A 21988-nucleotide genomic window follows, 5' to 3' on the forward strand; every position below is an offset into this window, starting at 1 on the left:
GCATCCCGGACGTTCGATCCTTGAGCGTCCGTCAGACCTTCCACACAGCACCCGGCGACTGCCTTACACTGCGCGCCATGAAAACCATCCCCCATACGCAAATCGCGGAACCCGCGGTCACCTGCTCGACCTGCGCAGCCTGCTGCTGCCAGCTCGAAGTCATGCTGATCACCGATACGGGTGTGCCTGAACGGTTCATCGATACCGATGACTGGGGCGGGGAAGTGATGCTGCGCCTGGATGACGGTTGGTGTGCCGCGCTGGATCGCAACACGATGATGTGCACCATCTACGAAAAACGCCCGCTGATCTGCCGGGAGTTCGAAATGGGTGCACCGGAGTGCATCGACGAACGCCAGGGGATTTCGACGGCGTATCGCTAGTCTGAAGTTGTCCCAATACCAATGTGGGAGCGGGCTTGCTCGCGAAAGCGTCAGGTCAGTCGATTACAGTGTCGGCTGATCCACTGCTTTCGCGAGCAAGCCCGCTCCCACATTTAGTGCAGCATCGGTGCTTACAACGGCAACGTGTAATGCAGCGAGTAGCTTTCTACACCATCGTTGGAACTGGCGAGCCCGGCGTTGGAATAGTGCGTCGCGCGGACCCCGACTTCGTGGCCGCCATTGAAGCGCAGGCCAAAACCGAACCGATCTTCAAACTGGAAAGAACTGCCCAGGTTGTTGTCTTCGATTCGCGTATTGGAGAACGCCGCCACGCCAATGCCTGCTTCAACGTAGGGCTTGACGTTCTGGCCGGCAAACTCGTAAACGAACACCGGGGAGAACGACAGGCTGTTATTGCTCGACGTCTTGTCGCCTTCCCAATAGGTGTAGGCGCCGCTCCAGTAACCGGTCACGCGACCAATATCACTCTGGCACCAGCTCTGATCCCAATCGAATTGCATGCCCAGCCGATACGTCATGGTCGAATCGCTGGTCTGACCAACCGCGAACTCCACACCTGCCGCCTGCGCGGTAAAAGTGTGCCCCATCAGTGCGGCCGCAATCGCGGCCAAGCAGAATAGTCGCTTCACTTGAAACTTCCTTTTGTGAACGATTTCGTATGGTTTTTTTGTTGCCAAACCCTGAAAAACTATAGAAGTCAGCGATTTATCAGAAGTTCACCCGACTCTTCGTATTCCCCCCGGACAGCCTTCTACCTGTTGAAGCTTCGCACAACACCAGAGGTATTCCACAGTATCGGCAAGATATTTCTGAAATGTAGCGGATCAGCGCTGGTCCAGAACTGCGCCTCACGGACCGGACCCTCGGCGAGCAGCTCGCTTTCGGCCAGCAGACGTTGAAGTTGCCGTGCGACGGCGGCGCCGGTGTCGATCAGGCTGATGTCATCGGGGATCATCTGCCGCAGCAACGGCTTGAGAAAGGGGTAATGGGTACAGCCGAGAATCAGGGTGTCCGCTCCGGCGGCCAGCAGTGGCCGAACATACCCGGCCAACAGCTGGCGCAACTCGGGGCTGCGCAGGTCGCCGCTTTCAATCAGCTCTACAAGCCCGGGACAGGGCTGGGTGATCACCTTCACGTCCGTGGCGAAACGGTCGAGCAATGCGGCGAACTTGGCGCTCTGCAAGGTACCGGTAGTGGCCAGCACCCCCACCACACCGGAGCGGGTTGCGGCGGCGGCCGGCTTGACCGCCGGCTCCATGCCGACGATGGGCCATTGCGGATAGTCGCGACGCAAGTCGGCGACACCGGCAACCGTCGCCGTGTTGCACGCCAGCACCAGGGCCTTGGCGCCCTGTTGCCGAAAGAAGTCGGCCATCACGCTGCAACGTTGCTGGATAAATTCCGGGGTTTTCTCGCCGTAGGGAATATTCCCGCAGTCGGCGACATACAACAGAGACTCATTGGGCAGCAATCGCTGGATCTCGGCCAGTACCGAGAGCCCCCCGACACCGGAGTCGAACACGCCAATCGGCGCTTCACGCATGTTTCGACCCACAGACGCTGCAACCCGGATCACGCTTGACCCGCAACTCACGGAAGCGCGTGCCCAAGGCATCGATCAACAACAGGCGCCCCACCAGCGGCTCGCCGAATCCGGCCAGCAACTTCAGTGCTTCGAGCGCTTGCAGACTGCCGACCAGCCCCACCAGCGGACCGACCACGCCGGCCTCGCTACAGGTCAATTCAGCTTCGCTGCCGTGCCCGTATAAACAGTGGTAGCACGGACTCTCCGGCCGACGCGGATCAAATACCGACAGTTGCCCTTCGAGGCGAATCGCCGCGCCGCTAACCAGCGGTTTGCCGGCGGCTACGCAAGCGGCATTGACCGCTTCACGGGTGGAAAAATTGTCGGAACAATCGAGGACCAGATCCACCCCGGCCACCACGGCGGCCAGGGAATCTTCGTCCAGCGCCGCACGATGGGCGATCAGCTGGATCTCGGGGTTGATCGCGCTCAGGCGCTTGATTGCCGAATCGACCTTGGTCATGCCGACGCTGTCGGTGTCGTGAATGATCTGGCGTTGCAGATTGGTCAGGTCGACCGTGTCAAAGTCCGCCAGGTGCAACTCGCCAACGCCGGCGGCCGCCAGATACAGCGCCACTGGCGCGCCAAGGCCGCCAAGACCGACGATCAATACGCGGCTTTCCTTGAGCCGCAACTGGCCGTCGATATCGATGTGTTGCAGCAGAATCTGCCGGCTGTAACGCAGCAACTCCTGATCATTCAGCACGGCAGGCGCCCCAGACTGATGCGTTGATGACCGCCCAGATCGGTACGGCTGTGGACTTCTTCAAAACCCCGGGTCAGCAGCAAATCGCGGACCGCCTCGGCCTGATCATAGCCGTGCTCGAGCATCAGCCAGCCACCGGCCTCCAGATGGTCCGGTGCCTGGGCGACGATCAGGCGCAGATCGTCGAGCCCGTCGACACCGGCCACCAGGGCGCTGGACGGTTCGAAGCGCACATCGCCCTCGACCAGATGCGGATCGGCCGCTGAGATGTAGGGCGGATTACTGATGATCAGTTGAAAACGCTGGCCTTCCAAGGCGCTGAACCAATGGCTGCTCAGCACGGTGGCGTTGTTCAGGTGCAGACGCTGGCGATTGCGCTCGGCCAGGGCCACGGCTTCCAGCACGCGATCCACGGCAGTGACGTTCCAGGCCGGACGTTCGCTGGCCAGGGCCAGGGCAATCGCGCCGCTGCCGGTGCCGAGGTCGAGTACCTTGGCGGGAGTGGCCGGCAGCAGTTCCAGCGCGGCTTCCACCAGCAACTCGGTGTCGGGGCGCGGAATCAGCGTGTGCGGCGCCACTTCCAGGTCCAGCTTCCAGAAACCCTGCTGGCCGAGGATATAGGCCACCGGCTCACCGCTGCGTCGGCGCTGCAAATATTCGGCGAACGTCAGTGCCGCTTCACTCGGCACGATACGCTCCGGCCAGGTGTGCAGGAAACTGCGGGACTTGCCCAAGGCCGCCGCCAGCAGCAGTTCGGCATCCAGACGCGCCGTCGGGGAGTCAGGTAAATCGGCGGCGCGCAACAAACTGGCAATGATCGTCATTTACTCACCTATCGCTGCCAGTTGATCGGCCTGGTACTCGGCCAGCAACGGCTCGATCACCGCCTCGACACCGCCGGCGAGGATCTCGTCGAGGGAATACAAGGTCAGGTTGACCCGGTGGTCGGTGACCCGGCCCTGGGCAAAATTATAGGTGCGGATGCGCTCGGATCGGTCGCCGGAGCCGACCAGCAACTTGCGCTCGCTGGCGATGGCGTTGGCCGCGGCGGAGGTCTGCTGATCGTTCAGCTTGGCCGACAACCAGGACATCGCCCGTGCGCGGTTCTTGTGCTGCGAACGCTCTTCCTGGCACTCGACCACGATGCCGGACGGCAAGTGCGTGATACGGATCGCCGAGTCGGTCTTGTTGACGTGCTGGCCACCGGCGCCGGAGGAGCGATAGGTGTCGATGCGCAGGTCCGCCGGGTTGATCTCGATGGCCTCCTGTTCGTCCGGCTCGGGCAGTACCGCCACGGTGCAGGCCGAGGTGTGGATGCGGCCCTGGGACTCGGTCGCCGGAACCCGCTGCACACGGTGTGCGCCGGATTCGAACTTCAGCTTGCCATAGACGTTGTCGCCCTCGACCCGGGCAATCACCTCTTTATAGCCGCCGTGCTCACCCTCGTTTTCCGAGAGGATCTCCACCCGCCAGCCACGACGCTCGGCATAACGCGAATACATGCGGAACAGGTCGCCGGAGAAAATCGCCGCTTCGTCACCGCCGGTACCGGCACGGATCTCGAGGAACACGTTGCGCCCGTCGTTCGGGTCCTTGGGCAGCAGCATGCGCTGCAGGTCGGCTTCGAGCGTGACCAGGCGCTCCTTGGCTTCGCGGACTTCTTCCACGGCCATTTCACGCATGTCCGGGTCGCTGTCCTTGAGCAGTGCCTGGGCGCCTTCAAGGTCGTCCTGCACTTTCAGCAGTTCTTTATAGGCGCCCACGATCGGTTCAACTTCCGCGTACTCCTTGGAATAGGTGCGGAATTTGTTCTGATCGGAAATGACCTCGCCGTCGCCCAGCAGGGCAGTCAATTCCTCGAAACGGTCCTGGAGGATATCCAGCTTATTGAGCAGTGACGCTTTCATTGCGGTTTTTTATCCGAAAAGCTATCCGATGAGCCCTCACCGAGGGCAAAGAGTTCCTGGGCCATCGCCAGCGCATCCAGGCGACCTTCGGCAGAGAGCTTTTTCAACTGCACGCTCGGTGCGTGCAACAGTTTGTTGGTCAGCCCGCGGGCCAGTTGCACCAGCACCTCTTCGGCACTGCTGCCGTTGGCCAGCATGCGCTGGGCCTTTTGCAATTCTTCGTCGCGCAGGCGTTCGCTCTGTTGACGATAGGCCTTGAGCACGTCCACCGCCGCCAATTCACGCAGGCGGATCATGAAGTCTTCGGCGCCGACCGAGACCATCTCTTCGGCGGCCTGGGCTGCGCCCTGACGGCTCTTGAGGTTCTCGGCGACCACTTCGTGGAGATCGTCGACGCTATAGAGGTAAACGTCGTCCAGTTCGCCGACTTCTGGCTCGATGTCTCGCGGAACAGCGATATCCACCATGAAGATCGGTTTGTGCTTGCGCAGTTTCAAGGCGCTTTCCACCGCCCCCTTGCCCAGGATCGGCAACTGGCTGGCGGTGGAACTGATGACGATATCGCTGCGCACCAGCTCTGCCGGAATATCCGACAACAACACCGCATGGGCGCCAAACTGCTCGGCCAGGATGCTCGCGCGCTCCAGGGTACGGTTGGCGACCACTATGCGTTTTACACCCAGGTCATGCAGATGGCGGGCGACCAGAGTGATGGTCTCGCCGGCGCCGATCAACAAGGCCTGGCTGCGTTGCAGGTCGCTGAAAATCTGCTTGGCCAGGCTCACCGCGGCAAACGCCACCGACACCGGGTTCTCGCCGATGGCCGTGTCGGTGCGCACCTGCTTGGCCGCATTGAACGTGGCCTGGAACAAGCGCCCGAGCAATGGCCCGATAGTCCCGGCCTCGCGGGCCACGGCATAGGCCGATTTCATCTGGCCGAGAATCTGCGGTTCGCCCAACACCAGCGAGTCGAGCCCGGAAGCGACCCGCATCATGTGACGAACTGCCGCATCATCTTCATGCACATAGGCGCTTTCGCGCAGCTCGTCGTAGCTCAAATGATGATATTCGGCCAGCCAGCGCAGCACGATCTCCGCCGACAGGTGATCCTGTTCTATATAGAGTTCACTGCGATTGCAGGTGGAGAGGATCGCAGCTTCGCGGCTGTCGGTGAGTCGGCAGAGCTGCTGCAAGGCCTCAACCAGCTGCTCAGGGGTAAAAGCCACGCGCTCGCGGACGTCTACTGAAGCAGTCTTGTGGTTAATACCGAGTGCAAGGAAGGCCATTCAAAGTCGCTGATGGTGACGTGAAGCCGACAATTGTCCTACTTCGACGGAGTCAGAACAACTACTCGATATCTATCGCGCCATCAGGCGCTGCTGCGGGTTGCGAGCAGTTCTCGTTTACACAGGCATCAGGGTGATCCGGATCGGGTTGGCAGGTAAATTGCCGGGCCGGTTATGTTTGGCCGAAAGCTTGTGTCATGATGATCCGACCGCAGGTTAGTCGTCCTCTTCCTATATGAATAGATCCTCCGCGTTGCTCCTCGCTCTTGTCTTCCTCAGCGGCTGCCAGGCCTTGGCACCCGTTTCGTCGGACGGTGCGCCGCCGGTTGAAGACAGCACCCCGGCCCCTGAAAAGCCCAAGGTCTACAGCTCATTCAGCGAGGAAACCATCTACAGCCTGTTGAGCGCCGAACTGGCTGGCCAACGCAATCGTTTCGACATTGCCTTGGACAACTATGTGACCCAGGCCATCAATACCCAGGATCCGGGCATCTCCGAGCGGGCATTTCGTATCGCCGAATATCTGGGCGCCGATCAGGCAGCCCTGGATACCGCGCTGATCTGGGCCAGGAACGCCCCCGACGACCTCGAAGCGCAGCGCGCCGCCGCCGTGCAATTGGCACGCGCCGGGCGCTATGACGACTCCATGGTCTATATGGAGAAAGTCCTGCAAGGCAAGGGCGACACCCATTTCGATTTCCTTGCGCTGTCCGCGGCCGACACCGACCAGGACACCCGCAACGGGTTGATGACAAGTTTCGACCGTTTGTTGCAGCGTCATCCGGACAACAGTCAGCTGATTTTCGGCAAGGCCTTGCTGATGCAACAGGACGGCGACGCCAAAGGCGCGTTGAAACTGCTGGAAGACAATCCGCCGGACGACGGCGAAATCGCACCGATCCTGTTGCGCGCACGCCTGCTGCAAACCCTCGATCGCGGTGACGAGGCCTTGCCGTTGCTGCAAAAAAGCATCAAGAAATACCCGGACGACAAGCGCCTGCGCCTGACTTACGCGCGGATGCTGGTTGAACAGGACCGCATGGACGACGCCAAGGCCGAGTTCTCGAGCCTGGTCCAGCAATACCCGGAAGACGACGAACTGCGTTACTCCCTGGCACTGGTCTGCCTGGAAGCCAAGGCCTGGAACGAGGCCAAGGGCTATCTTGAAGACCTGATCGCCCGGGAAAGCCACGTCGACTCGGCGCACCTGAACCTCGGCCGCATCGCCGAAGAACAGAACGACCCGCAAGGCGCGCTGATCGAATACGCCAAGGTTGGCCCGGGCAGCGACTACCTGCCGGCGCAATTGCGTCAGGCCGACATCCTGATCGACAACGGCAGGACCGCCGAAGCCCAACGCAAACTGGCGGCAGAGCGCGACGAGCAGCCGGATTACGCGATCCAGTTGTACCTGATCGAAGTCGAAACCCTGTCCGCCAACAATCAGGGCGACAAGGCCTGGAACGTTCTGCAACAAGCCTTGCAGCAATATCCGGACGATTTGAACCTGCTCTACACCCGCGCCATGCAGGCGGAAAAACGCAATGACCTGGCGCAGATGGAAAAAGACCTGCGCGCGATCATCAAGCGCGACCCGGACAATGCCATGGCGTTGAACGCCCTCGGCTACACCCTGTCTGACCGCACCACGCGCTACGCCGAAGCCAAGGCCCTGATCGAACAGGCACACCGGATCAGTCCGGAAGACCCGGCGGTACTCGACAGCCTTGGCTGGGTGAATTACCGCATGGGCAATCTCGACGAAGCCGAGCGCCTGCTGCGCCAGGCCCTGGAACGCTTCCCCGACCAGGAAGTCGCCGCTCACCTGGGCGAAGTGCTGTGGGCCAATGGCAAGCAGCGTGAAGCCAGACAAGTCTGGGGCAAGTTCCTCAAGGAACAGCCTGACAGCCCGACCCTGCGCGGCACCATCAAACGCCTGACCGGATCAGAGACTCTTTAAGATTATGTTTTTGCGCCATTTCATCGTTTTCAGTTTTATCGCCCTGCTCGCCGGTTGTGCGGGCCTGGGTCCACGCGAATCGGTCGAGGGTCACGGCAACGCCGCCCAATGGCGCGAGCACAAACAGCAACTGACCGGCCTCGATGGCTGGCAGATCGATGGCAAGATCGGCATCCGCGCCCCGAAAGACTCGGGCAGCGGCACGCTGTTCTGGTTGCAGCGCCAGGATTACTACGACATTCGCCTGTCCGGACCACTGGGCCGCGGCGCCGCTCGCCTGACCGGACGTCCGGGCAAGGTATCGCTGGAAGTCGCCAACCAGGGACGCTACGACGCGCCGAACCCGGAAGTGCTGCTCGAAGAACAGCTGGGCTGGAAATTGCCGGTGTCCAACCTGGCCTGGTGGGTGCGCGGGCTCCCGGCTCCGGACAGCAAAAGTCGCCTGACACTGGATACCGACAGTCGCCTGGCCAACCTCGAGCAGGATGGCTGGCAGGTCGAATACACCGACTACACGCAGCAAAATGGCTACTGGCTGCCCGAGCGCATCAAGCTGCATGGCACCGACCTTGACGTCACACTGGTGATCAAGGCTTGGCAACCACGCAAACTGGGGTCATGACATGCCGGCCAATCGCCTGACTTTGCCGTCTCCGGCCAAACTCAATTTGATGCTGCACATCCTCGGTCGCCGCGAAGACGGCTACCACGAACTGCAGACGATGTTTCAGTTTCTCGATTACGGCGACGAAATCACCTATGCCCTGCGCGATGACGGTGTCATTCAATTGCACACCGAGTTCCCGGGCGTTCCCCACGACAGCAACCTGATCGTCAAGGCCGCCAGAAAACTTCAGGAGCAATCCGCTTGTTCGCTGGGCGTCGATATCTGGATCGACAAGATCCTGCCCATGGGCGGCGGCATCGGTGGCGGCAGCTCGAATGCCGCAACGACTTTGCTTGGCTTGAATCATCTGTGGCAATTGGGCTGGGATGAAGATCGCCTGGCCGGGCTGGGGTTGACGCTGGGCGCCGACGTCCCGGTTTTCGTGCGTGGCCACGCGGCTTTCGCCGAGGGCGTGGGGGAGAAACTGACCCCTGTCGACCCGGAAGAACCGTGGTATCTGGTGCTGGTGCCGCAAGTCTCTGTAAGTACGGCAGAAATTTTTTCAGATCCGTTGTTGACACGTAACACTCCTCCCATTAAAGTGCGCCCCGTTCCCAAGGGAAACAGTCGAAATGACTGCTTGCCGGTGGTAACAAGGCGTTATCCAGAGGTACGTAACGCTTTGAATTTGTTAGGTAAATTTACCGAAGCAAAACTCACCGGAACTGGAAGTTGTGTGTTTGGGGGCTTCCCAAGCAAAGCTGAAGCTGATAAAGTCTCGGCCCTTCTTACAGAGACCCTTACAGGGTTTGTAGCAAAAGGAAGCAACGTTTCGATGTTGCATCGCAAGCTGCAAAGTCTGCTCTAAAGGAACCGATTACTGGGTAATCGTTGCAACAGATACAGGGGCGTCGCCAAGCGGTAAGGCAGCAGGTTTTGATCCTGCCATGCGTTGGTTCGAATCCAGCCGCCCCTGCCATTTTCCTATACTCATCCAGGTTACCCTCAGCCTTCAGGTACTGCGCGTGTCCAAGATGATGGTCTTTACGGGGAACGCTAACCCCGATCTGGCTCGGCGTGTCGTACGTCAGCTGCATATCCCTCTCGGTGACATCTCTGTCGGTAAATTCTCCGACGGCGAAATTACAGCCGAGATCAATGAAAACGTCCGCGGTAAAGACGTCTTCATTATTCAGCCGACTTGCGCTCCGACCAACGATAACCTGATGGAACTGGTAGTGATGGCTGATGCCTTCCGCCGCTCCTCGGCTACTCGTATCACTGCTGTTATTCCTTACTTTGGTTATGCCCGTCAGGATCGCCGTCCGCGTTCCGCACGTGTGGCTATCAGCGCGAAAGTCGTGGCTGACATGCTTACCGTAGTCGGCATCGACCGTGTTCTCACGGTTGATCTGCATGCTGACCAAATCCAGGGTTTCTTCGATATTCCGGTAGATAACATCTACGGCTCCCCGGTTCTGGTGGATGACATCGAAGATCAGCGCTTCGAAAACCTGATGATCGTGTCCCCGGACATTGGCGGCGTCGTGCGTGCACGTGCCGTTGCCAAATCCCTGGGCGTGGATCTCGGGATCATCGACAAACGCCGTGAGAAAGCCAATCACTCTGAAGTGATGCATATCATCGGTGATGTCGAAGGGCGTACCTGTATTCTGGTCGATGACATGGTCGATACCGCCGGCACCCTGTGCCACGCGGCCAAGGCCCTGAAAGAGCATGGCGCTGCCAAGGTTTTCGCCTACTGCACGCACCCTGTGCTGTCGGGTCGGGCGATCGAAAACATTGAAAATTCCGTGCTGGACGAGCTGGTGGTGACCAACACCATCCCGCTGTCCGCTGCAGCACAAGCCTGTGCGCGTATCCGCCAACTGGATATCGCACCGGTAGTTGCCGAGGCGGTCCGCCGCATCAGCAATGAAGAATCGATCAGCGCGATGTTCCGCTAAGGGCCCTGCCCTTCTCGAAATGTCTCGTTGACGAAAAGCGCCCCGCCCCGGCATTCCTGTCGGGGCGGGGCTTTTTTGCCCATATCGCCTTTAGCGCTGGTCGCAAACGCTGGGGCGAGTGTGGTTATTTTGGAGATACAACATGAACGATTTTACTCTGAATGCTGAAGTGCGTTCCGACCTGGGGAAAGGTGCGAGCCGCCGCCTGCGTCGTCTCGCAAGCCTGGTTCCAGCTGTAGTTTACGGTGGCGAGAAAGCCCCTGAATCCATCAGCATGCTGGCCAAAGAAGTTGCCAAACTGCTCGAAAACGAAGCGGCTTACAGCCACATCATCGAGCTGAACGTTGGTGGCACCAAGCAGAACGTCGTGATCAAAGCCCTGCAGCGTCACCCGGCCAAAGGCCACGTGATGCACGCTGACTTCGTACGCGTAGTCGCTGGCCAGAAACTGACCGCTATCGTTCCAGTGCACTTCATCAACGAAGAAGCACCGACCAAGAAAGGCGGCGAAATCTCGCACGTTGTTGCAGAGATCGAAGTTTCCTGCCTGCCGAAAGATCTGCCTGAGTTCATCGAAGTCGACCTAGCTAACGCTGAAATCGGTTCGATCATTCACCTGTCGGACCTCAAGGCTCCTAAAGGCGTTGAGTTCGTTGCCCTGGCACACGGCGATGACAAGGCTGTTGCCAACGTCCACGCTCCACGTGTTGCTCCAGAAGCTGCAGAAGGCGCTGCAGAGTAATTTTACTCTGTACGCCGGAGTGACCGGAAACATCGCGGACTAGAGCATAGCGAGAAAGCGGGCGAGAACGCGGAGTTTACATCATGGTAAATGAGCAATTTTCGTCCACTTTCGCCGCTCTCCCTGATTGCGGCGATGTTATCCACCACTCCAAGGAAGGGCCCCTATCGTGACTGCCATTAAACTGATCGTTGGCCTGGGAAATCCAGGCGCTGAATACGAACAGACCCGGCATAACGCAGGGGCCCTTTTTGTTGAGCGCATCGCGAACGCACAAGGCGTGAACCTTGTGGCGGACCGCAAATATTTCGGCCTGACCGGGCGCTATTCGCATCAGGGTCAGGATGTTCGTCTGCTGATTCCCACCACGTACATGAACCGCAGCGGCCAGGCCGTAGCGGCACTCGCCGGTTTCTTCCGCATCAAGCCTGAAGAAATCCTCGTGGTGCACGACGAACTCGACCTGCCACCCGGCGTTGCCAAGCTCAAGCAGGGCGGCGGCCATGGCGGTCATAACGGGTTGCGCGACATCATTGCGCAACTGGGCAATCAGAATACCTTTCATCGCTTGCGGCTTGGCATTGGCCACCCGGGCGTTGCCAGTATGGTTTCAAATTTCGTCCTGGGTCGTGCGCCACGCGCCGAACAGGAAAAACTCGATGCCAGCATCGACTTTGCCCTCGGCGTGCTGCCGGATATCCTCGCCGGGGAATGGAACCGAGCGATGAAAAACCTGCACAGCCAGAAGGCCTGACTCACTCCTCGGGGAAAACACCATGGGATTCAATTGCGGCATCGTCGGTCTGCCTAACGTCGGCAAGTCCACCCTGTTCAACGCCCTGACCAAATCCGGGATCGCGGCCGAGAACTTCCCCTTCTGCACCATCGAACCGAACAGCGGTATCGTGCCGATGCCGGATCCGCGTCTGGAAGCCCTGGCAGCCATCGTCAATCCGAAGCGCATCCTGCCGACCACCATGGAGTTCGTCGACATCGCGGGCCTGGTTGCCGGTGCGTCGAAAGGTGAAGGCCTGGGCAACAAGTTCCTGGCCAACATCCGTGAGACCGATGCCATCGCCCATGTGGTCCGCTGCTTCGAAGACGAGAACGTGATTCACGTCTCCAACAGCGTCGACCCGAAACGCGACATCGAAATCATCGACCTGGAGCTGATCTTCGCCGACCTCGACAGCTGCGAGAAGCAACTGCAGAAAGTCGCGCGTAACGCCAAGGGCGGTGACAAGGATGCAGTGGTCCAGAAAGGCCTGCTGGAGCAACTGATCGCCCACTTCACCGAAGGCAAGCCTGCACGTAGCCTGATGAAGAACATGGGGGCCGACGAAAAAGCGGTGATCAAGGGCTTCCACCTGCTGACCACCAAGCCGGTCATGTACATCGCCAACGTCGCTGAAGACGGTTTCGAGAACAACCCGCACCTGGACGTGGTCCGCGCCATCGCCGAAGAAGAAGGCGCCGTGGTGGTACCGGTGTGCAACAAGATCGAAGCGGAAATCGCCGAGCTCGATGACGGCGAAGAAAAAGACATGTTCCTCGAAGCCCTGGGCCTCGAAGAGCCTGGCCTGAACCGCGTGATCCGCGCCGGCTACGAAATGCTGCACCTGCAGACCTACTTCACCGCCGGTGTCGAAGAAGTCCGCGCCTGGACCGTGCGCGTCGGTGCCACCGCACCTCAAGCGGCTGGCGTGATCCACACCGACTTCGAGAAAGGCTTCATCCGCGCCGAAGTGATTGCCTACAACGACTTCATCCAGTACAAGGGCGAAGCCGGTACCAAGGAAGCCGGTAAATGGCGCCTGGAAGGCAAGGATTACATCGTCAAAGACGGCGACGTGATGCACTTCCGCTTCAACGTGTAACGGTGACCGTGGATTTACACGGAACCCGGTAGACTGAAAATCCCCGTAATCACTCGCTGATACGGGGATTTTTTGCGTCTTGGGATCACCATCTTCTCCATTTTGATCTGGGTTGTTGATGGGTACGCTACAGGGCAAGACGCCTGAAGCCGGTTTTAAAAACCGGGTACGACGGAAATTCGCAGATCAAGGCATGCTGACCGATACCGCCGTGATACACCTGCTGTCAGGTCGCTTTGGGTAAAGGGTGCGCTTTCTCAGGGGGTTTGATTGAGCCGATGTAAACCGCAAAGATAGTCAGCAGCGCACCGCAAATCTGCAGCGTGGAGCTGGCCTTGCCGAGAAAGGTGACATCAATGAAATACGTGATCACCGGCTCCAGTAACAGGATCAGTCCGGCCAACCCCAGGCTGATGGCTCCGATCGAACGGTTGACCAGCAACCAGCCGACAAACTGCACCAGTACCCCGTATATGATCAGCATCAGCAAGGTTTGCCCATCCACGATGGCCAAGCTTTCCCCAGATGCCAGCGCGTATGTCAGCAGAACCAGTGCCGCCCAAAGACTCAAATTGAGCATCTGTGCGATCTTGTCACCCCCGCCGTCAGGCAACTGGGTGTTGATCTTCAGGAAGTACACACAGATGGCATACGCCAGCCCCGAGAGCACGCCATACACCACGCCCTTGATCCCTACCGCACTGGTCATCTCGGGTAGCAACAACAGATAGAGCCCGACAAATGCCAAGGTAATGGACACCAGGAAGTAGATCGAAGGTTTTTCCTTCAACAGGTACAACCCCAGCAGGGTCATGAAGAACACCTGACAGTTGGTCAGGATCGACCCGATGCCCGGGCCGACGATATAGATGCTCTGGTGCCAGAGCACCAGATCAATAGCCAAAAACACCCCAGCCAACGCGGTGTACAGCTGCGCCTTGGCGCTTTTGAGCAGCACCGGTGTTTTGCGCACCTTGAGCAGCAGGAAGAACAGGATCGAGGCGAACACCATCCGATAGAACCCAGCGCCACCCGCGCCGATATGGGCGAAAGCGACGGCTAGAGCAGACAGACTGAGCATCAGTCCACCGATGGTCAATTCAATGATTGCCCGATTGTTATTAATCGACATGAGAAACCTCATTGATAAAGACCGGTATTAACTTTATGAACACTCACAACTCCCCCGGGCAGCATCAGACTCGACAATGCAGAAAAGCCCAAAAGGTCTTTTCTGCCACGAGCCAAAAAAACAACCAACCTTTAATTGGCTTTAATAGTTAGCAGCAACACAACTCTTCAAACTTCTTGCGCGGCCAACTTCAACCATTGTTGTACCGGTGCATAACCCAGGATATTTTCAACATAGCCCTGCAGTTGCGCAGGGATGGCAATGCCATAACGACGGAAGCGGAACACTACCGGAACAAACATCGCATCAACAATGCCGAAGTCACCGCAGAGGAATTGTGTTGAACCACTCACCTCACGGAGCTGGTTCCAGATAGCGAATACCCGCACTATTTCCTCTCGGGTCTCGGCGGTTAGACTTTCCGGGATGTCACCGGTGTTCAGGCCAAACGACATCTGCGTGCGCAGGTGGGTGAAACCGGAGTGCATCTCTGCCGCAGCAGCTCGTGCCAGGGCCTTGACCCGTGAATCTTGGGGCCAAAGGTTGGCGGCAGGATAGGTATCGGCAATATATTCGCTGATGGCCAGGCTGTCGTTGATGACGACATCATCAAGCAGCAGCGCCGGTACTTTGCCGGAGGGCGAGTGCTCCAGAATGCGTTGGCGGGTGTCGCTTTGTTCCAGTTTGATCTGAAGGGTTTCAAATGCAACATCCGCTGCCACAAGAACCAGCCACGCACGAAATGACCATGAAGACTTATTAAAATCCCCAACTACCAATTTTGTAGACATCGCATCCCCTAGCTTGTGTTATGAAATAGGTGCTAAATTTAGCGACCTTTTTTCCATACGTATTGCACAAAACTGGACAATTCATGGATGAGAACTGCCGCAATAAAGCCCCTCAAAAAGCCAAGGACTTTGTTCAATTCTGGCGTATACCCGAAGGCGACTGTGAGTTGCTATCTGCGCGTTACAGTACTCAATCTTTTGGCCGGCATTCACATGACCGGTACGCTATCGGCGTTATAAGTGGCGGTGTTGAAAAACTTTTTTATCGCGGCAGTTACTACATGGGGGTCGCTGGCAGTGTGGTCACCATTACCCCCGGGGAGATCCACGACGGCTTGCCAGGCCATGATGAGGGCTGGATGTATCGAATGCTCTATATCGACCCCGAATGGGTCAATCGGATGGTGTTTCAGGGGCGCTTTTCAGACGATCATATTCATCTTTTTCAAACAGCTCTGAGCCAGGCGCCCGACTTCGCCCGGACCTTTTTGCATCAACATCAAATCATTGAAAAATCCCCCTCCAGCCTTGAACGGGAAACTATCCTGCTGGATTTGGTGACGCAGCTCTTCGAGCGTAGCGGAGCGCCCATCGAACCAGTCAGTGCGGCTGAGCAACATGCAGTGCAAAAGATCAAGAGGAAGCTCGAAGATGAGTTCGACAAACATCTGTCTCTGGAAGAACTGGCACAACTGGTGAACCTTGACCCTCTTTACCTGATCCGGGTATTCAAGAAAAGCGTTGGCGTCTCCCCCCACAGCTATCAAATCCAGAAAAGAATCGCCCAGGTCCAAAAACTGCTGCGCACCGGGTCCGGTCTCGCAGAAGCGTCATTCACTTGCGGCTTCTTCGATCAAAGCCACATGACCCGAGCCTTCAAAAAAGTAGTCGGCATCACACCTGGCAGTTTCCGCAACAGCAGTGCCTGAACCTTTACCCAGTGACTTCTGGTTTAACGTGTAAACACACCGCCCAAGAAAAGCCGCGTTTGATACGCGGCTTTTTGTGCCTGAAATAATCATCCGCCACACCTGCGCCCCATTGTGGGAGCGGGCTTGCTCGCGAAGAGAGAGTGTCAGTCGAAGTACATGTGGCTGACGAACCGCATTCGCGAGCAAGCCCGCTCCCACAGGGGGATTTGTGTCGAGTCAGGCCTTTTTGGTTCGCGGCAGGAAGATCGCCAACACCCCGAACAACGGCAGGAACGAACACAGGTAGTACACGTACTCGATGCCGTGCATGTCCGCCAGATGCCCGAGCAACGCCGCGCCAATCCCGCCGAAGCCGAACATCAAGCCGAAGAACACCCCGGCGATCATCCCGACATTACCTGGCACCAGTTCCTGGGCATACACGACGATCGCCGAGAACGCCGAGGCGAGGATGAAGCCGATGACTACGCTCAGGATGCTGGTCCAGAACAGGTCGACATGGGGTAGCAGCAATGTGAAGGGTGCAACGCCGAGGATCGAGAACCAGATCACCGCCTTGCGCCCGATCTTGTCGCCGATCGGCCCGCCAAAGAACGTCCCCGCTGCGACCGCGCCGAGAAACAGGAACAGGTGCAACTGCGAACTGGCCACCGACAGGTCGAACTTCTCGATCAGGTAGAAGGTGAAGTAGCTGGTGAGGCTCGACATGTAGAAATACTTGGAGAACACCAGCAACCCGAGTACCACCAGCGCACTGGTGACTCGGCCCTTGGACAGGCCGTGAGTCGCCGCCTGGCCTTGCTTGAGCTTGAACAGGTTCAAGTGGTTGGCGTACCAGCGGCTGATCCGGTAGAGCACGAACAGCGCAAACACCGCGAACAGGCCGAACCAGGCCACGTGCCCCTGGCCGTAGGGAATGATGATCGCCGCCGCCAGCAACGGACCGAACGCCGAGCCTGCGTTACCGCCGACCTGGAAGGTCGATTGCGCCAGCCCGAAGCGCCCGCCCGAAGCCAGGCGCGCCACGCGGGACGCCTCCGGGTGGAAGGTCGACGAACCGATGCCGATCAGCCCCGCCGCCAGCAGAATCAAAGGAAAGCTGCCGACCATCGACATCATCAGAATGCCGACCAGGGTGCAGACTGTCCCCGCTGGCAACAACCACGGCTTGGGATGGCAGTCGGTGTAGTAACCGACCCACGGCTGCAGCAGCGAGGCCGTCAACTGGAACGTCAGGGTGATCAGGCCGACCTGAGTAAAGGTCAGGCCATAGTTGGCCTTGAGCATCGGATAGATCGACGGCAGCACCGACTGGATCAGGTCGTTGATCAAGTGTGCCAGCGCCACCGCGCCGATGATGCGCATCACCAGGGGACTGCTTTGGGGCGTAGCGGACGCCGGCACTGAGCCGGTCTGGGCGTTGCTGATAGCCATGGGAGTTTCCAAACCACAGGAGGTACAAACGTGCAGGTACGTCAATGTGCCATTTTTCAGTGCGACAACGCCATCCCCTTAGCCTGCTAACGACTTCGATTTTCAACGCCACAACCTTGATGGCGCAAAGCCATGGTCTGAATCTTGCCTTCCTTGTCGGCTTGAACGCGGCTTCCTTACAAAGGAGACCGACAATGGGAAGTTTCGCTACAGAGTCGGCCTACAGAGCGGACAAGGGTGAACTTTCGAGGCCTTTTTAGAGGGCACGAGTCGGGGAGCGACAACCTCCGACGCACGCCAATAGTGCGTGGTGTCCAGAGGAGTCTTGGGGCATGCAGGCTTTTTTATCACCGGGGATCGGGCTGCTGGGGCGTTTTGGCTTCGCACGCAAATTCCAGCTGTTGTTTCTGCTGTTTATCCTGCCGCTGGCCGGCAGCCTGTGGATGATCGGCCAGGACTATCGCGACAAACTCAGCCTGATCTCCGGCGAACGCGCCGGGGTGCGGCAACTGCTTGCGCTCGATGCGCTGGATGACCTGCTCGCCGCCCAGCGTGATCGCGCTGCCCGATGGCGCGCCACGGAAACCAATCGCCAGCCAACGCCGGCCACCCTCGCCGCGATGGCCGCCTTCGATGCGGTTCAGCCCGCCGTCAGCCAGGCCACTACCGAGTTGGGCCAGGCCCTGCAAAAAGAAAGTGCAGAAGCTGAGACGCTGACCCGTTACCAGGCCCTGCAAACCGCCCTCGACGGCCTCGACTCAAAAAGCCTGAGCAGCGTTGGCTGGTGGCCGGATGGCTACGATCGCTTCACCAACGCCCTGAGCGCCCTGCAGGCCTTGCGCGAGCAGATCGCCATGGACAACCGCCTCACGCTGGCGCCGTGGCTGGAAACCTATTTGCTGACGCAGATTTCCACCCAGCATGCGCCGGACCTGATCGAGCGGGTCGGTCGCCTGGCGGCGGTGGGGCAAGCCTCGGTAGTGTCCGGGCAGTTCACCCTGCAAAGCCGCTTGCAACTACGCGACCTGCGCAGCCGCATCGGTGATGCGCGAGAGCAGCTTGTGAAAACGGCTGGCCTGCTCGAAGCACGCCTGCCCAGCGCCCTGCAAACCTGGGCCGGGCAATACCATGACAGCCTCAAGCGCCTCGATGCAGGCCTGAAGGTGCTGGATGACGGCGTGTTCGGCGGCAGCATCAACCTCAAGCCGGAGGACTTCGAACGCAGTCTCGATGCCCTGCTCTCCGACCTCGCCTCGTTGCGCCAGCAGTCGCTGGTGTCGCTGGATCAACGCCTGGATTACTACCACGGCTCGGCGATCCGCCAGTTCATTGTGGTGGCCGCCGTGTTCGGCTGCCTGCTGTTGGCCGCGCTGTATCTGTTCATCTGTTTGCAGGCCTCGATCCGCCGCAGCGCCAGCGGCATCACGGTGCTGGCCGAGGCCCTGCGCGATGGCAATCTGAGCCTGCAAGTGCAGGTTCAAGGCCGGGACGAACTGGCGGTCATCAGCACCGCGCTGAACGTCGCCGTGGTGCAACTGCGCACCAGCCTGCAAGGGGTGGATCACGAAACCCTGCAACTGAGCAACGCGGTGCAAACCCTCAACCATCATTCCAGCGATGCCCTGGGCGAAGTCGAAGCCCAGCAGTTGCAGATCAGCCAGATTGCCGCGGCGGCAACGCAACTGGCAGCCACCTCACAAGGGGTGGCCCACAGTTGCGAACAGGCGTCCGGCAGCGCCCAGCACACCCGGCGCATTGCCGCCGACAGCAGCCGCGACAGCCAGCGCACCACCGCGAGCATCCAGCAACTCAATCAACGCCTGAACGAGACCGCTGCGGCGCTGGGCCGGGTCAGCGAGCAAGGACAGCAGATTCAACTGGTGGTCGACACCATTCGCGGCGTCGCCGAGCAGACCAACCTGCTGGCACTCAACGCCGCCATCGAGGCGGCACGGGCGGGCGAACAAGGGCGTGGCTTTGCAGTAGTGGCCGATGAAGTACGCAGCCTGTCGCAGCGCACTCAATCGTCGACCGCGCAGATTGCCGGCACGGTCGATAGCCTGCGTCACACCGTGAATGAGGCCGTCAACCTGATGGAAGCTGCGTGCACTCAGGCAGAGAGTGATGCACAAGCGGTCACCGGCCTTGGTGAACGACTCGGGGAAATCGCCAGTGCGGTGCAGAGCGTCACCGATACCCTGGCGCACATCGCCACGGCGGTGGAAGAACAGGCCAGTACCGCCGACGAGGTCAGCGGTAATATCCAGCAGGTCGATCAGGCAGCACTACGTTTGCTCGAAGGTGCCCGCGCGGTGAACCAGGCAGCAGACACCCTGAGCCACGGCAGCAAGGCCCTCAGCGACAACACCGGGCGCTTCCGCTTGAGTTGAGTCCGCCAGGACTTCTCAGGCGCGGATCACCGCTTCCGGGAAGTCCTGCTCCAGCTCGCTCTTGAGCCAGTCGATAAACCACGCCACGTCCGCCGAGAGCTCGGCGGACGGCGTCAGCACCCGATAACTCTCCAGCTTCACTTGCGCGTCCACCACCCGCACCAGCTTGCCGCTTTGGAGTTCTTCGCGCACCAGCACTTCGTTGGCCAGCGCGATGCCCTGCCCGCTCTCGGCCACCGACAATGCGTGGTCGTTGTTGACGTAGAGCATGTCCGAATTGAGGTGGATGTCGAGGTCGTTGGCGGCGAACCACAGGTTCCACCACTCGCCGTCATCGACGTGGATCAGGTTGTGCTTCACCAGGTCCGCGGGGCTGCCGATGGGCTCGACGCTGGCCAGATATTCGGGGGAGCAGATCGGAAACACCCGAGGACAAATCAGGCTGGTGCGGGAATGGGCATATTGGCCATCCAAGCCGTAGACGATGCCCAGGTCAGCGCTTTTGCCATCCACGTCGGTAAAGGTCGAATTGGGCTCGATGGCGAACTTCAAGCCCGGGCGTAGATGACGCATGGCCTCGATGCGCGGCATCAGCCAGCGCTTGGCGAACCCCGGCACCACCATGATGCGCAGCCAGCGCTCGGCGTGTTTGGGCTGCGCCTCTTTGCCGGCCTCGATGATCAGCTGCAAGGCGGCGGTGATCTTGCGGTGGTACTTCTGCCCCGCCGCCGTCAGGTTGACCCCGCGAGAGGTGCGCTCGAACAGTTGGATGCCCAGCCAGTCTTCCAGCAACTTCACGTGACGGCCGATGGCCGGCTGGGTCACGTGCAGGGCCTTGGAGGCTTCGACATAGCTGCCCAACCGGGCCGCGGCATCAAAGGCACGCACCGCGTTGAGCGGCGGCAAACGGTGGTCAGGCATGGTTTCCGGGCGCCTTCTGCTGTTAAATTTTTTAACAGCCCCTATGTTAAAATTGAAGTTTCGCCCCCGCAACCCCTCGCTGATAATCGATCCACAGCAGAACAAAAAACAGCTGGTTACAACACCCGAACGCAATCTCGATCCTGCCCAGAAAAATAATATCCATGGCCCGACGACACAGCTGGTTTCAGCAGGTGCGCAGGCGATGGGGGAATCGGAGGTAACGCATGAATGCCCTGCATTCGCTGCAAACGCTGGCGGTGTCCATCCGCTCAGTGCGTAAAGTCTACGGTGATCCAAAGACTGGCCCGGTGGCGCTCAAAAGCATCGACCTGGACATTCGCGACAACGAGTTCTTCACCCTTCTCGGCCCATCGGGCTGCGGCAAAACCACGCTCCTGCGGATGATCGCCGGGTTCGAATTCCCTACCGAAGGCGAGATTCTGCTCTACGGCGAAAACATCGCCGATCGCCCGCCGTTCCAGCGTTCGGTCAACACGGTGTTCCAGCATTACGCGCTGTTCCCGCACATGACCATCGCCGAGAACCTGGCCTTTGGTCTTGAGTCCCACCCGATGGGCAAAGTCCTGAACAAAACGCAAATGGCCGAACGGGTGCGCGAGATGCTCGCCCTGGTGCAGATGGAGCGCTTCGCCAACCGCAAGCCGGCGCAACTGTCCGGCGGTCAGCAACAGCGCGTCGCCCTGGCTCGCGCATTGGCACCGCATCCCAAAGTCTTGCTGCTCGACGAACCGCTCTCGGCGCTGGACCTCAAGCTGCGCCAGGCCATGCGCGAAGAGCTGAAAACCATTCAGGCCCGCACCGGCATCACCTTCATCTTCGTCACCCATGACCAGGAAGAAGCCCTGACCATGTCCGACCGCATCGCCGTGTTGTCCGAAGGCGAAGTGCAGCAAGTCGGCCGTCCGGAAGACATCTACGAACGCCCGCGCAATCGCTTTGTCGCGGACTTCATCGGTGAAACCAACTTCATCGAAGGCACGGTCACACGAGTCGAAGACGGCCTGGCCTGGTTCGCCGGCCCGGCCGGTCATCCGCTGCCTGCACAGCCGTGCAGCGATGTGCGAGTCGGCGCCAACGTCGCATTGTCCGTACGCCCCGAGCGTTTGCATCTGGTGCCGGGCAATACCGAATGTGCCTTGCCGTGCCGGATCGAAGCGCAGATCTACCTTGGCACCGACCTGCAATACCAGGTCAGCCTTAGCGACGGTTCGCGCCTCACCGTGCGCACGCCTAACTGCGTCGACCAGAGCAAACGCTTCGCCGTCGGCAGCCAGGCCGGTCTGTTGTTCGACCGGGGTAGCGCCAGCGTCCTGCACGATTGAG

22 protein-coding genes and 1 tRNA gene are annotated in these 21988 nt (G+C 59.5%); 13 read left to right on the forward strand and 10 right to left on the reverse strand.

Annotation, left to right across the window (positions count from 1 at the left end):
• Positions 1–77 precede the first annotated feature (77 nt).
• Positions 78–383: a YkgJ family cysteine cluster protein gene (locus PMI34_RS25105; RefSeq protein ID WP_007981864.1), complete on the forward strand. Its 306-nt coding sequence runs from the start codon at positions 78–80 to the stop codon at positions 381–383.
• 131 nt (positions 384–514) lie between these two features.
• On the opposite strand, the gene PMI34_RS25100 is transcribed toward PMI34_RS25105, so the two are convergent.
• The 6 genes from PMI34_RS25100 to hemA all read right to left on the reverse strand — a co-directional run bounded on the left by PMI34_RS25100 (position 515) and on the right by hemA (position 5888).
• Positions 515–1033, reverse strand: coding sequence for an acyloxyacyl hydrolase (locus PMI34_RS25100; protein WP_008046030.1), 519 nt, complete (start codon positions 1031–1033; stop codon positions 515–517).
• Positions 1034–1155: 122 nt separating this feature from the next.
• On the reverse strand, positions 1156–1947 hold the full coding sequence (gene murI / locus PMI34_RS25095; protein ID WP_008046031.1) for a glutamate racemase: 792 nt from the start codon (positions 1945–1947) through the stop codon (positions 1156–1158).
• The gene (locus PMI34_RS25090; protein WP_008046032.1) at positions 1940–2695 is read right to left on the reverse strand and encodes a molybdopterin-synthase adenylyltransferase MoeB; all 756 of its coding nucleotides are present in this window, start codon (positions 2693–2695) and stop codon (positions 1940–1942) included. The genes murI and PMI34_RS25090 overlap by 8 nt, the downstream gene beginning before the upstream one ends.
• Positions 2689–3519 (reverse strand): peptide chain release factor N(5)-glutamine methyltransferase, encoded by an 831-nt coding sequence (prmC, locus tag PMI34_RS25085; RefSeq protein WP_008046033.1) that lies wholly within the window; start codon positions 3517–3519, stop codon positions 2689–2691. The genes PMI34_RS25090 and prmC overlap by 7 nt, the downstream gene beginning before the upstream one ends.
• Complete coding sequence (gene prfA, locus PMI34_RS25080) at positions 3520–4602, reverse strand: peptide chain release factor 1 (protein WP_007981853.1); 1083 nt, start codon at positions 4600–4602, stop codon at positions 3520–3522.
• Entirely contained in the window at positions 4599–5888 is a 1290-nt protein-coding gene (hemA, locus tag PMI34_RS25075) for a glutamyl-tRNA reductase (RefSeq protein ID WP_008046034.1), read from the reverse strand. The genes prfA and hemA overlap by 4 nt, the downstream gene beginning before the upstream one ends.
• A gap of 235 nt (positions 5889–6123) precedes the next feature.
• Between hemA and PMI34_RS25070 the strand changes: the two genes are divergently transcribed.
• The 8 genes from PMI34_RS25070 to ychF all read left to right on the forward strand — a co-directional run bounded on the left by PMI34_RS25070 (position 6124) and on the right by ychF (position 13041).
• Positions 6124–7848, forward strand: a complete 1725-nt coding sequence (locus tag PMI34_RS25070) for a tetratricopeptide repeat protein (RefSeq protein ID WP_008046035.1) — start codon at positions 6124–6126, stop codon at positions 7846–7848.
• Positions 7849–7852: 4 nt separating this feature from the next.
• On the forward strand, positions 7853–8470 hold the full coding sequence (lolB, locus tag PMI34_RS25065) for a lipoprotein insertase outer membrane protein LolB (RefSeq protein WP_008046036.1): 618 nt from the start codon (positions 7853–7855) through the stop codon (positions 8468–8470).
• Position 8471: 1 nt separating this feature from the next.
• Positions 8472–9323 (forward strand): 4-(cytidine 5'-diphospho)-2-C-methyl-D-erythritol kinase, encoded by an 852-nt coding sequence (gene ispE / locus PMI34_RS25060; protein WP_008046038.1) that lies wholly within the window; start codon positions 8472–8474, stop codon positions 9321–9323.
• A gap of 36 nt (positions 9324–9359) precedes the next feature.
• Positions 9360–9434, forward strand: a tRNA-Gln gene (locus tag PMI34_RS25055).
• Positions 9435–9480: 46 nt separating this feature from the next.
• Complete coding sequence (locus PMI34_RS0126980; protein WP_003171603.1) at positions 9481–10422, forward strand: ribose-phosphate pyrophosphokinase; 942 nt, start codon at positions 9481–9483, stop codon at positions 10420–10422.
• Between the two features lie 142 nt (positions 10423–10564).
• Positions 10565–11164 (forward strand): 50S ribosomal protein L25/general stress protein Ctc, encoded by a 600-nt coding sequence (locus PMI34_RS25050; protein ID WP_008046051.1) that lies wholly within the window; start codon positions 10565–10567, stop codon positions 11162–11164.
• Between the two features lie 169 nt (positions 11165–11333).
• Entirely contained in the window at positions 11334–11918 is a 585-nt protein-coding gene (gene pth / locus PMI34_RS25045; RefSeq protein ID WP_008046052.1) for an aminoacyl-tRNA hydrolase, read from the forward strand.
• A 22-nt stretch (positions 11919–11940) separates the two neighbouring features.
• Entirely contained in the window at positions 11941–13041 is a 1101-nt protein-coding gene (gene ychF, locus PMI34_RS25040) for a redox-regulated ATPase YchF (protein ID WP_008046053.1), read from the forward strand.
• A 226-nt stretch (positions 13042–13267) separates the two neighbouring features.
• On the opposite strand, the gene PMI34_RS25035 is transcribed toward ychF, so the two are convergent.
• The gene (locus PMI34_RS25035) at positions 13268–14173 is read right to left on the reverse strand and encodes a DMT family transporter (RefSeq protein ID WP_008046054.1); all 906 of its coding nucleotides are present in this window, start codon (positions 14171–14173) and stop codon (positions 13268–13270) included.
• A gap of 167 nt (positions 14174–14340) precedes the next feature.
• Positions 14341–14964: a glutathione S-transferase family protein gene (locus PMI34_RS25030; RefSeq protein WP_008046055.1), complete on the reverse strand. Its 624-nt coding sequence runs from the start codon at positions 14962–14964 to the stop codon at positions 14341–14343.
• An 83-nt stretch (positions 14965–15047) separates the two neighbouring features.
• On the opposite strand from PMI34_RS25030, the gene PMI34_RS25025 reads away from it, so the two are divergent.
• Positions 15048–15893, forward strand: a complete 846-nt coding sequence (locus tag PMI34_RS25025; RefSeq protein ID WP_008046056.1) for a helix-turn-helix domain-containing protein — start codon at positions 15048–15050, stop codon at positions 15891–15893.
• Positions 15894–16112: 219 nt separating this feature from the next.
• Here the strand turns inward: PMI34_RS25025 and PMI34_RS25020 are convergent, their stop codons facing one another.
• On the reverse strand, positions 16113–17330 hold the full coding sequence (locus tag PMI34_RS25020; RefSeq protein ID WP_008046057.1) for an MFS transporter: 1218 nt from the start codon (positions 17328–17330) through the stop codon (positions 16113–16115).
• Positions 17331–18184: 854 nt separating this feature from the next.
• On the opposite strand from PMI34_RS25020, the gene PMI34_RS25015 reads away from it, so the two are divergent.
• Entirely contained in the window at positions 18185–19720 is a 1536-nt protein-coding gene (locus tag PMI34_RS25015) for a methyl-accepting chemotaxis protein (protein WP_443216113.1), read from the forward strand.
• A gap of 15 nt (positions 19721–19735) precedes the next feature.
• On the opposite strand, the gene PMI34_RS25010 is transcribed toward PMI34_RS25015, so the two are convergent.
• Positions 19736–20641, reverse strand: coding sequence for a LysR substrate-binding domain-containing protein (locus PMI34_RS25010; RefSeq protein WP_008046068.1), 906 nt, complete (start codon positions 20639–20641; stop codon positions 19736–19738).
• Here PMI34_RS25010 and PMI34_RS28660 point away from each other — a divergent pair.
• Positions 20640–20924, forward strand: coding sequence for a hypothetical protein (locus PMI34_RS28660; protein ID WP_157222700.1), 285 nt, complete (start codon positions 20640–20642; stop codon positions 20922–20924). The genes PMI34_RS25010 and PMI34_RS28660 overlap by 2 nt on opposite strands.
• Positions 20869–21987: an ABC transporter ATP-binding protein gene (locus PMI34_RS25005; RefSeq protein ID WP_008046069.1), complete on the forward strand. Its 1119-nt coding sequence runs from the start codon at positions 20869–20871 to the stop codon at positions 21985–21987. Before PMI34_RS28660 ends, PMI34_RS25005 begins: the two co-directional genes overlap by 56 nt.
• Position 21988: the final 1 nt, after the last annotated feature.

The organism is Pseudomonas sp. GM74 (assembly GCF_000282455.1).
Taxonomy (GTDB): Bacteria; Pseudomonadota; Gammaproteobacteria; order Pseudomonadales; family Pseudomonadaceae; genus Aquipseudomonas.

What these genes read in the sequence shown, in the direction of transcription:
- PMI34_RS25105 (WP_007981864.1), top strand. Translation starts at nt 78, where the DNA reads ATGAAAACCATCCCCCATACGCAAATCGCGGAACCCGCGGTCACCTGC.
- murI (WP_008046031.1), bottom strand. Translation starts at nt 1,947, where the DNA reads ATGCGTGAAGCGCCGATTGGCGTGTTCGACTCCGGTGTCGGGGGGCTC.
- prmC (WP_008046033.1), bottom strand. Translation starts at nt 3,519, where the DNA reads ATGACGATCATTGCCAGTTTGTTGCGCGCCGCCGATTTACCTGACTCC.
- prfA (WP_007981853.1), bottom strand. Translation starts at nt 4,602, where the DNA reads ATGAAAGCGTCACTGCTCAATAAGCTGGATATCCTCCAGGACCGTTTC.
- hemA (WP_008046034.1), bottom strand. Translation starts at nt 5,888, where the DNA reads ATGGCCTTCCTTGCACTCGGTATTAACCACAAGACTGCTTCAGTAGAC.
- PMI34_RS25070 (WP_008046035.1), top strand. Translation starts at nt 6,124, where the DNA reads ATGAATAGATCCTCCGCGTTGCTCCTCGCTCTTGTCTTCCTCAGCGGC.
- lolB (WP_008046036.1), top strand. Translation starts at nt 7,853, where the DNA reads ATGTTTTTGCGCCATTTCATCGTTTTCAGTTTTATCGCCCTGCTCGCC.
- ispE (WP_008046038.1), top strand. Translation starts at nt 8,472, where the DNA reads ATGCCGGCCAATCGCCTGACTTTGCCGTCTCCGGCCAAACTCAATTTG.
- PMI34_RS25050 (WP_008046051.1), top strand. Translation starts at nt 10,565, where the DNA reads ATGAACGATTTTACTCTGAATGCTGAAGTGCGTTCCGACCTGGGGAAA.
- ychF (WP_008046053.1), top strand. Translation starts at nt 11,941, where the DNA reads ATGGGATTCAATTGCGGCATCGTCGGTCTGCCTAACGTCGGCAAGTCC.
- PMI34_RS25035 (WP_008046054.1), bottom strand. Translation starts at nt 14,173, where the DNA reads ATGTCGATTAATAACAATCGGGCAATCATTGAATTGACCATCGGTGGA.
- PMI34_RS25030 (WP_008046055.1), bottom strand. Translation starts at nt 14,964, where the DNA reads ATGTCTACAAAATTGGTAGTTGGGGATTTTAATAAGTCTTCATGGTCA.
- PMI34_RS25025 (WP_008046056.1), top strand. Translation starts at nt 15,048, where the DNA reads ATGGATGAGAACTGCCGCAATAAAGCCCCTCAAAAAGCCAAGGACTTT.
- PMI34_RS25020 (WP_008046057.1), bottom strand. Translation starts at nt 17,330, where the DNA reads ATGGCTATCAGCAACGCCCAGACCGGCTCAGTGCCGGCGTCCGCTACG.
- PMI34_RS25015 (WP_443216113.1), top strand. Translation starts at nt 18,185, where the DNA reads ATGGACAACCGCCTCACGCTGGCGCCGTGGCTGGAAACCTATTTGCTG.
- PMI34_RS28660 (WP_157222700.1), top strand. Translation starts at nt 20,640, where the DNA reads ATGGTTTCCGGGCGCCTTCTGCTGTTAAATTTTTTAACAGCCCCTATG.
- PMI34_RS25010 (WP_008046068.1), bottom strand. Translation starts at nt 20,641, where the DNA reads ATGCCTGACCACCGTTTGCCGCCGCTCAACGCGGTGCGTGCCTTTGAT.
- PMI34_RS25005 (WP_008046069.1), top strand. Translation starts at nt 20,869, where the DNA reads ATGAATGCCCTGCATTCGCTGCAAACGCTGGCGGTGTCCATCCGCTCA.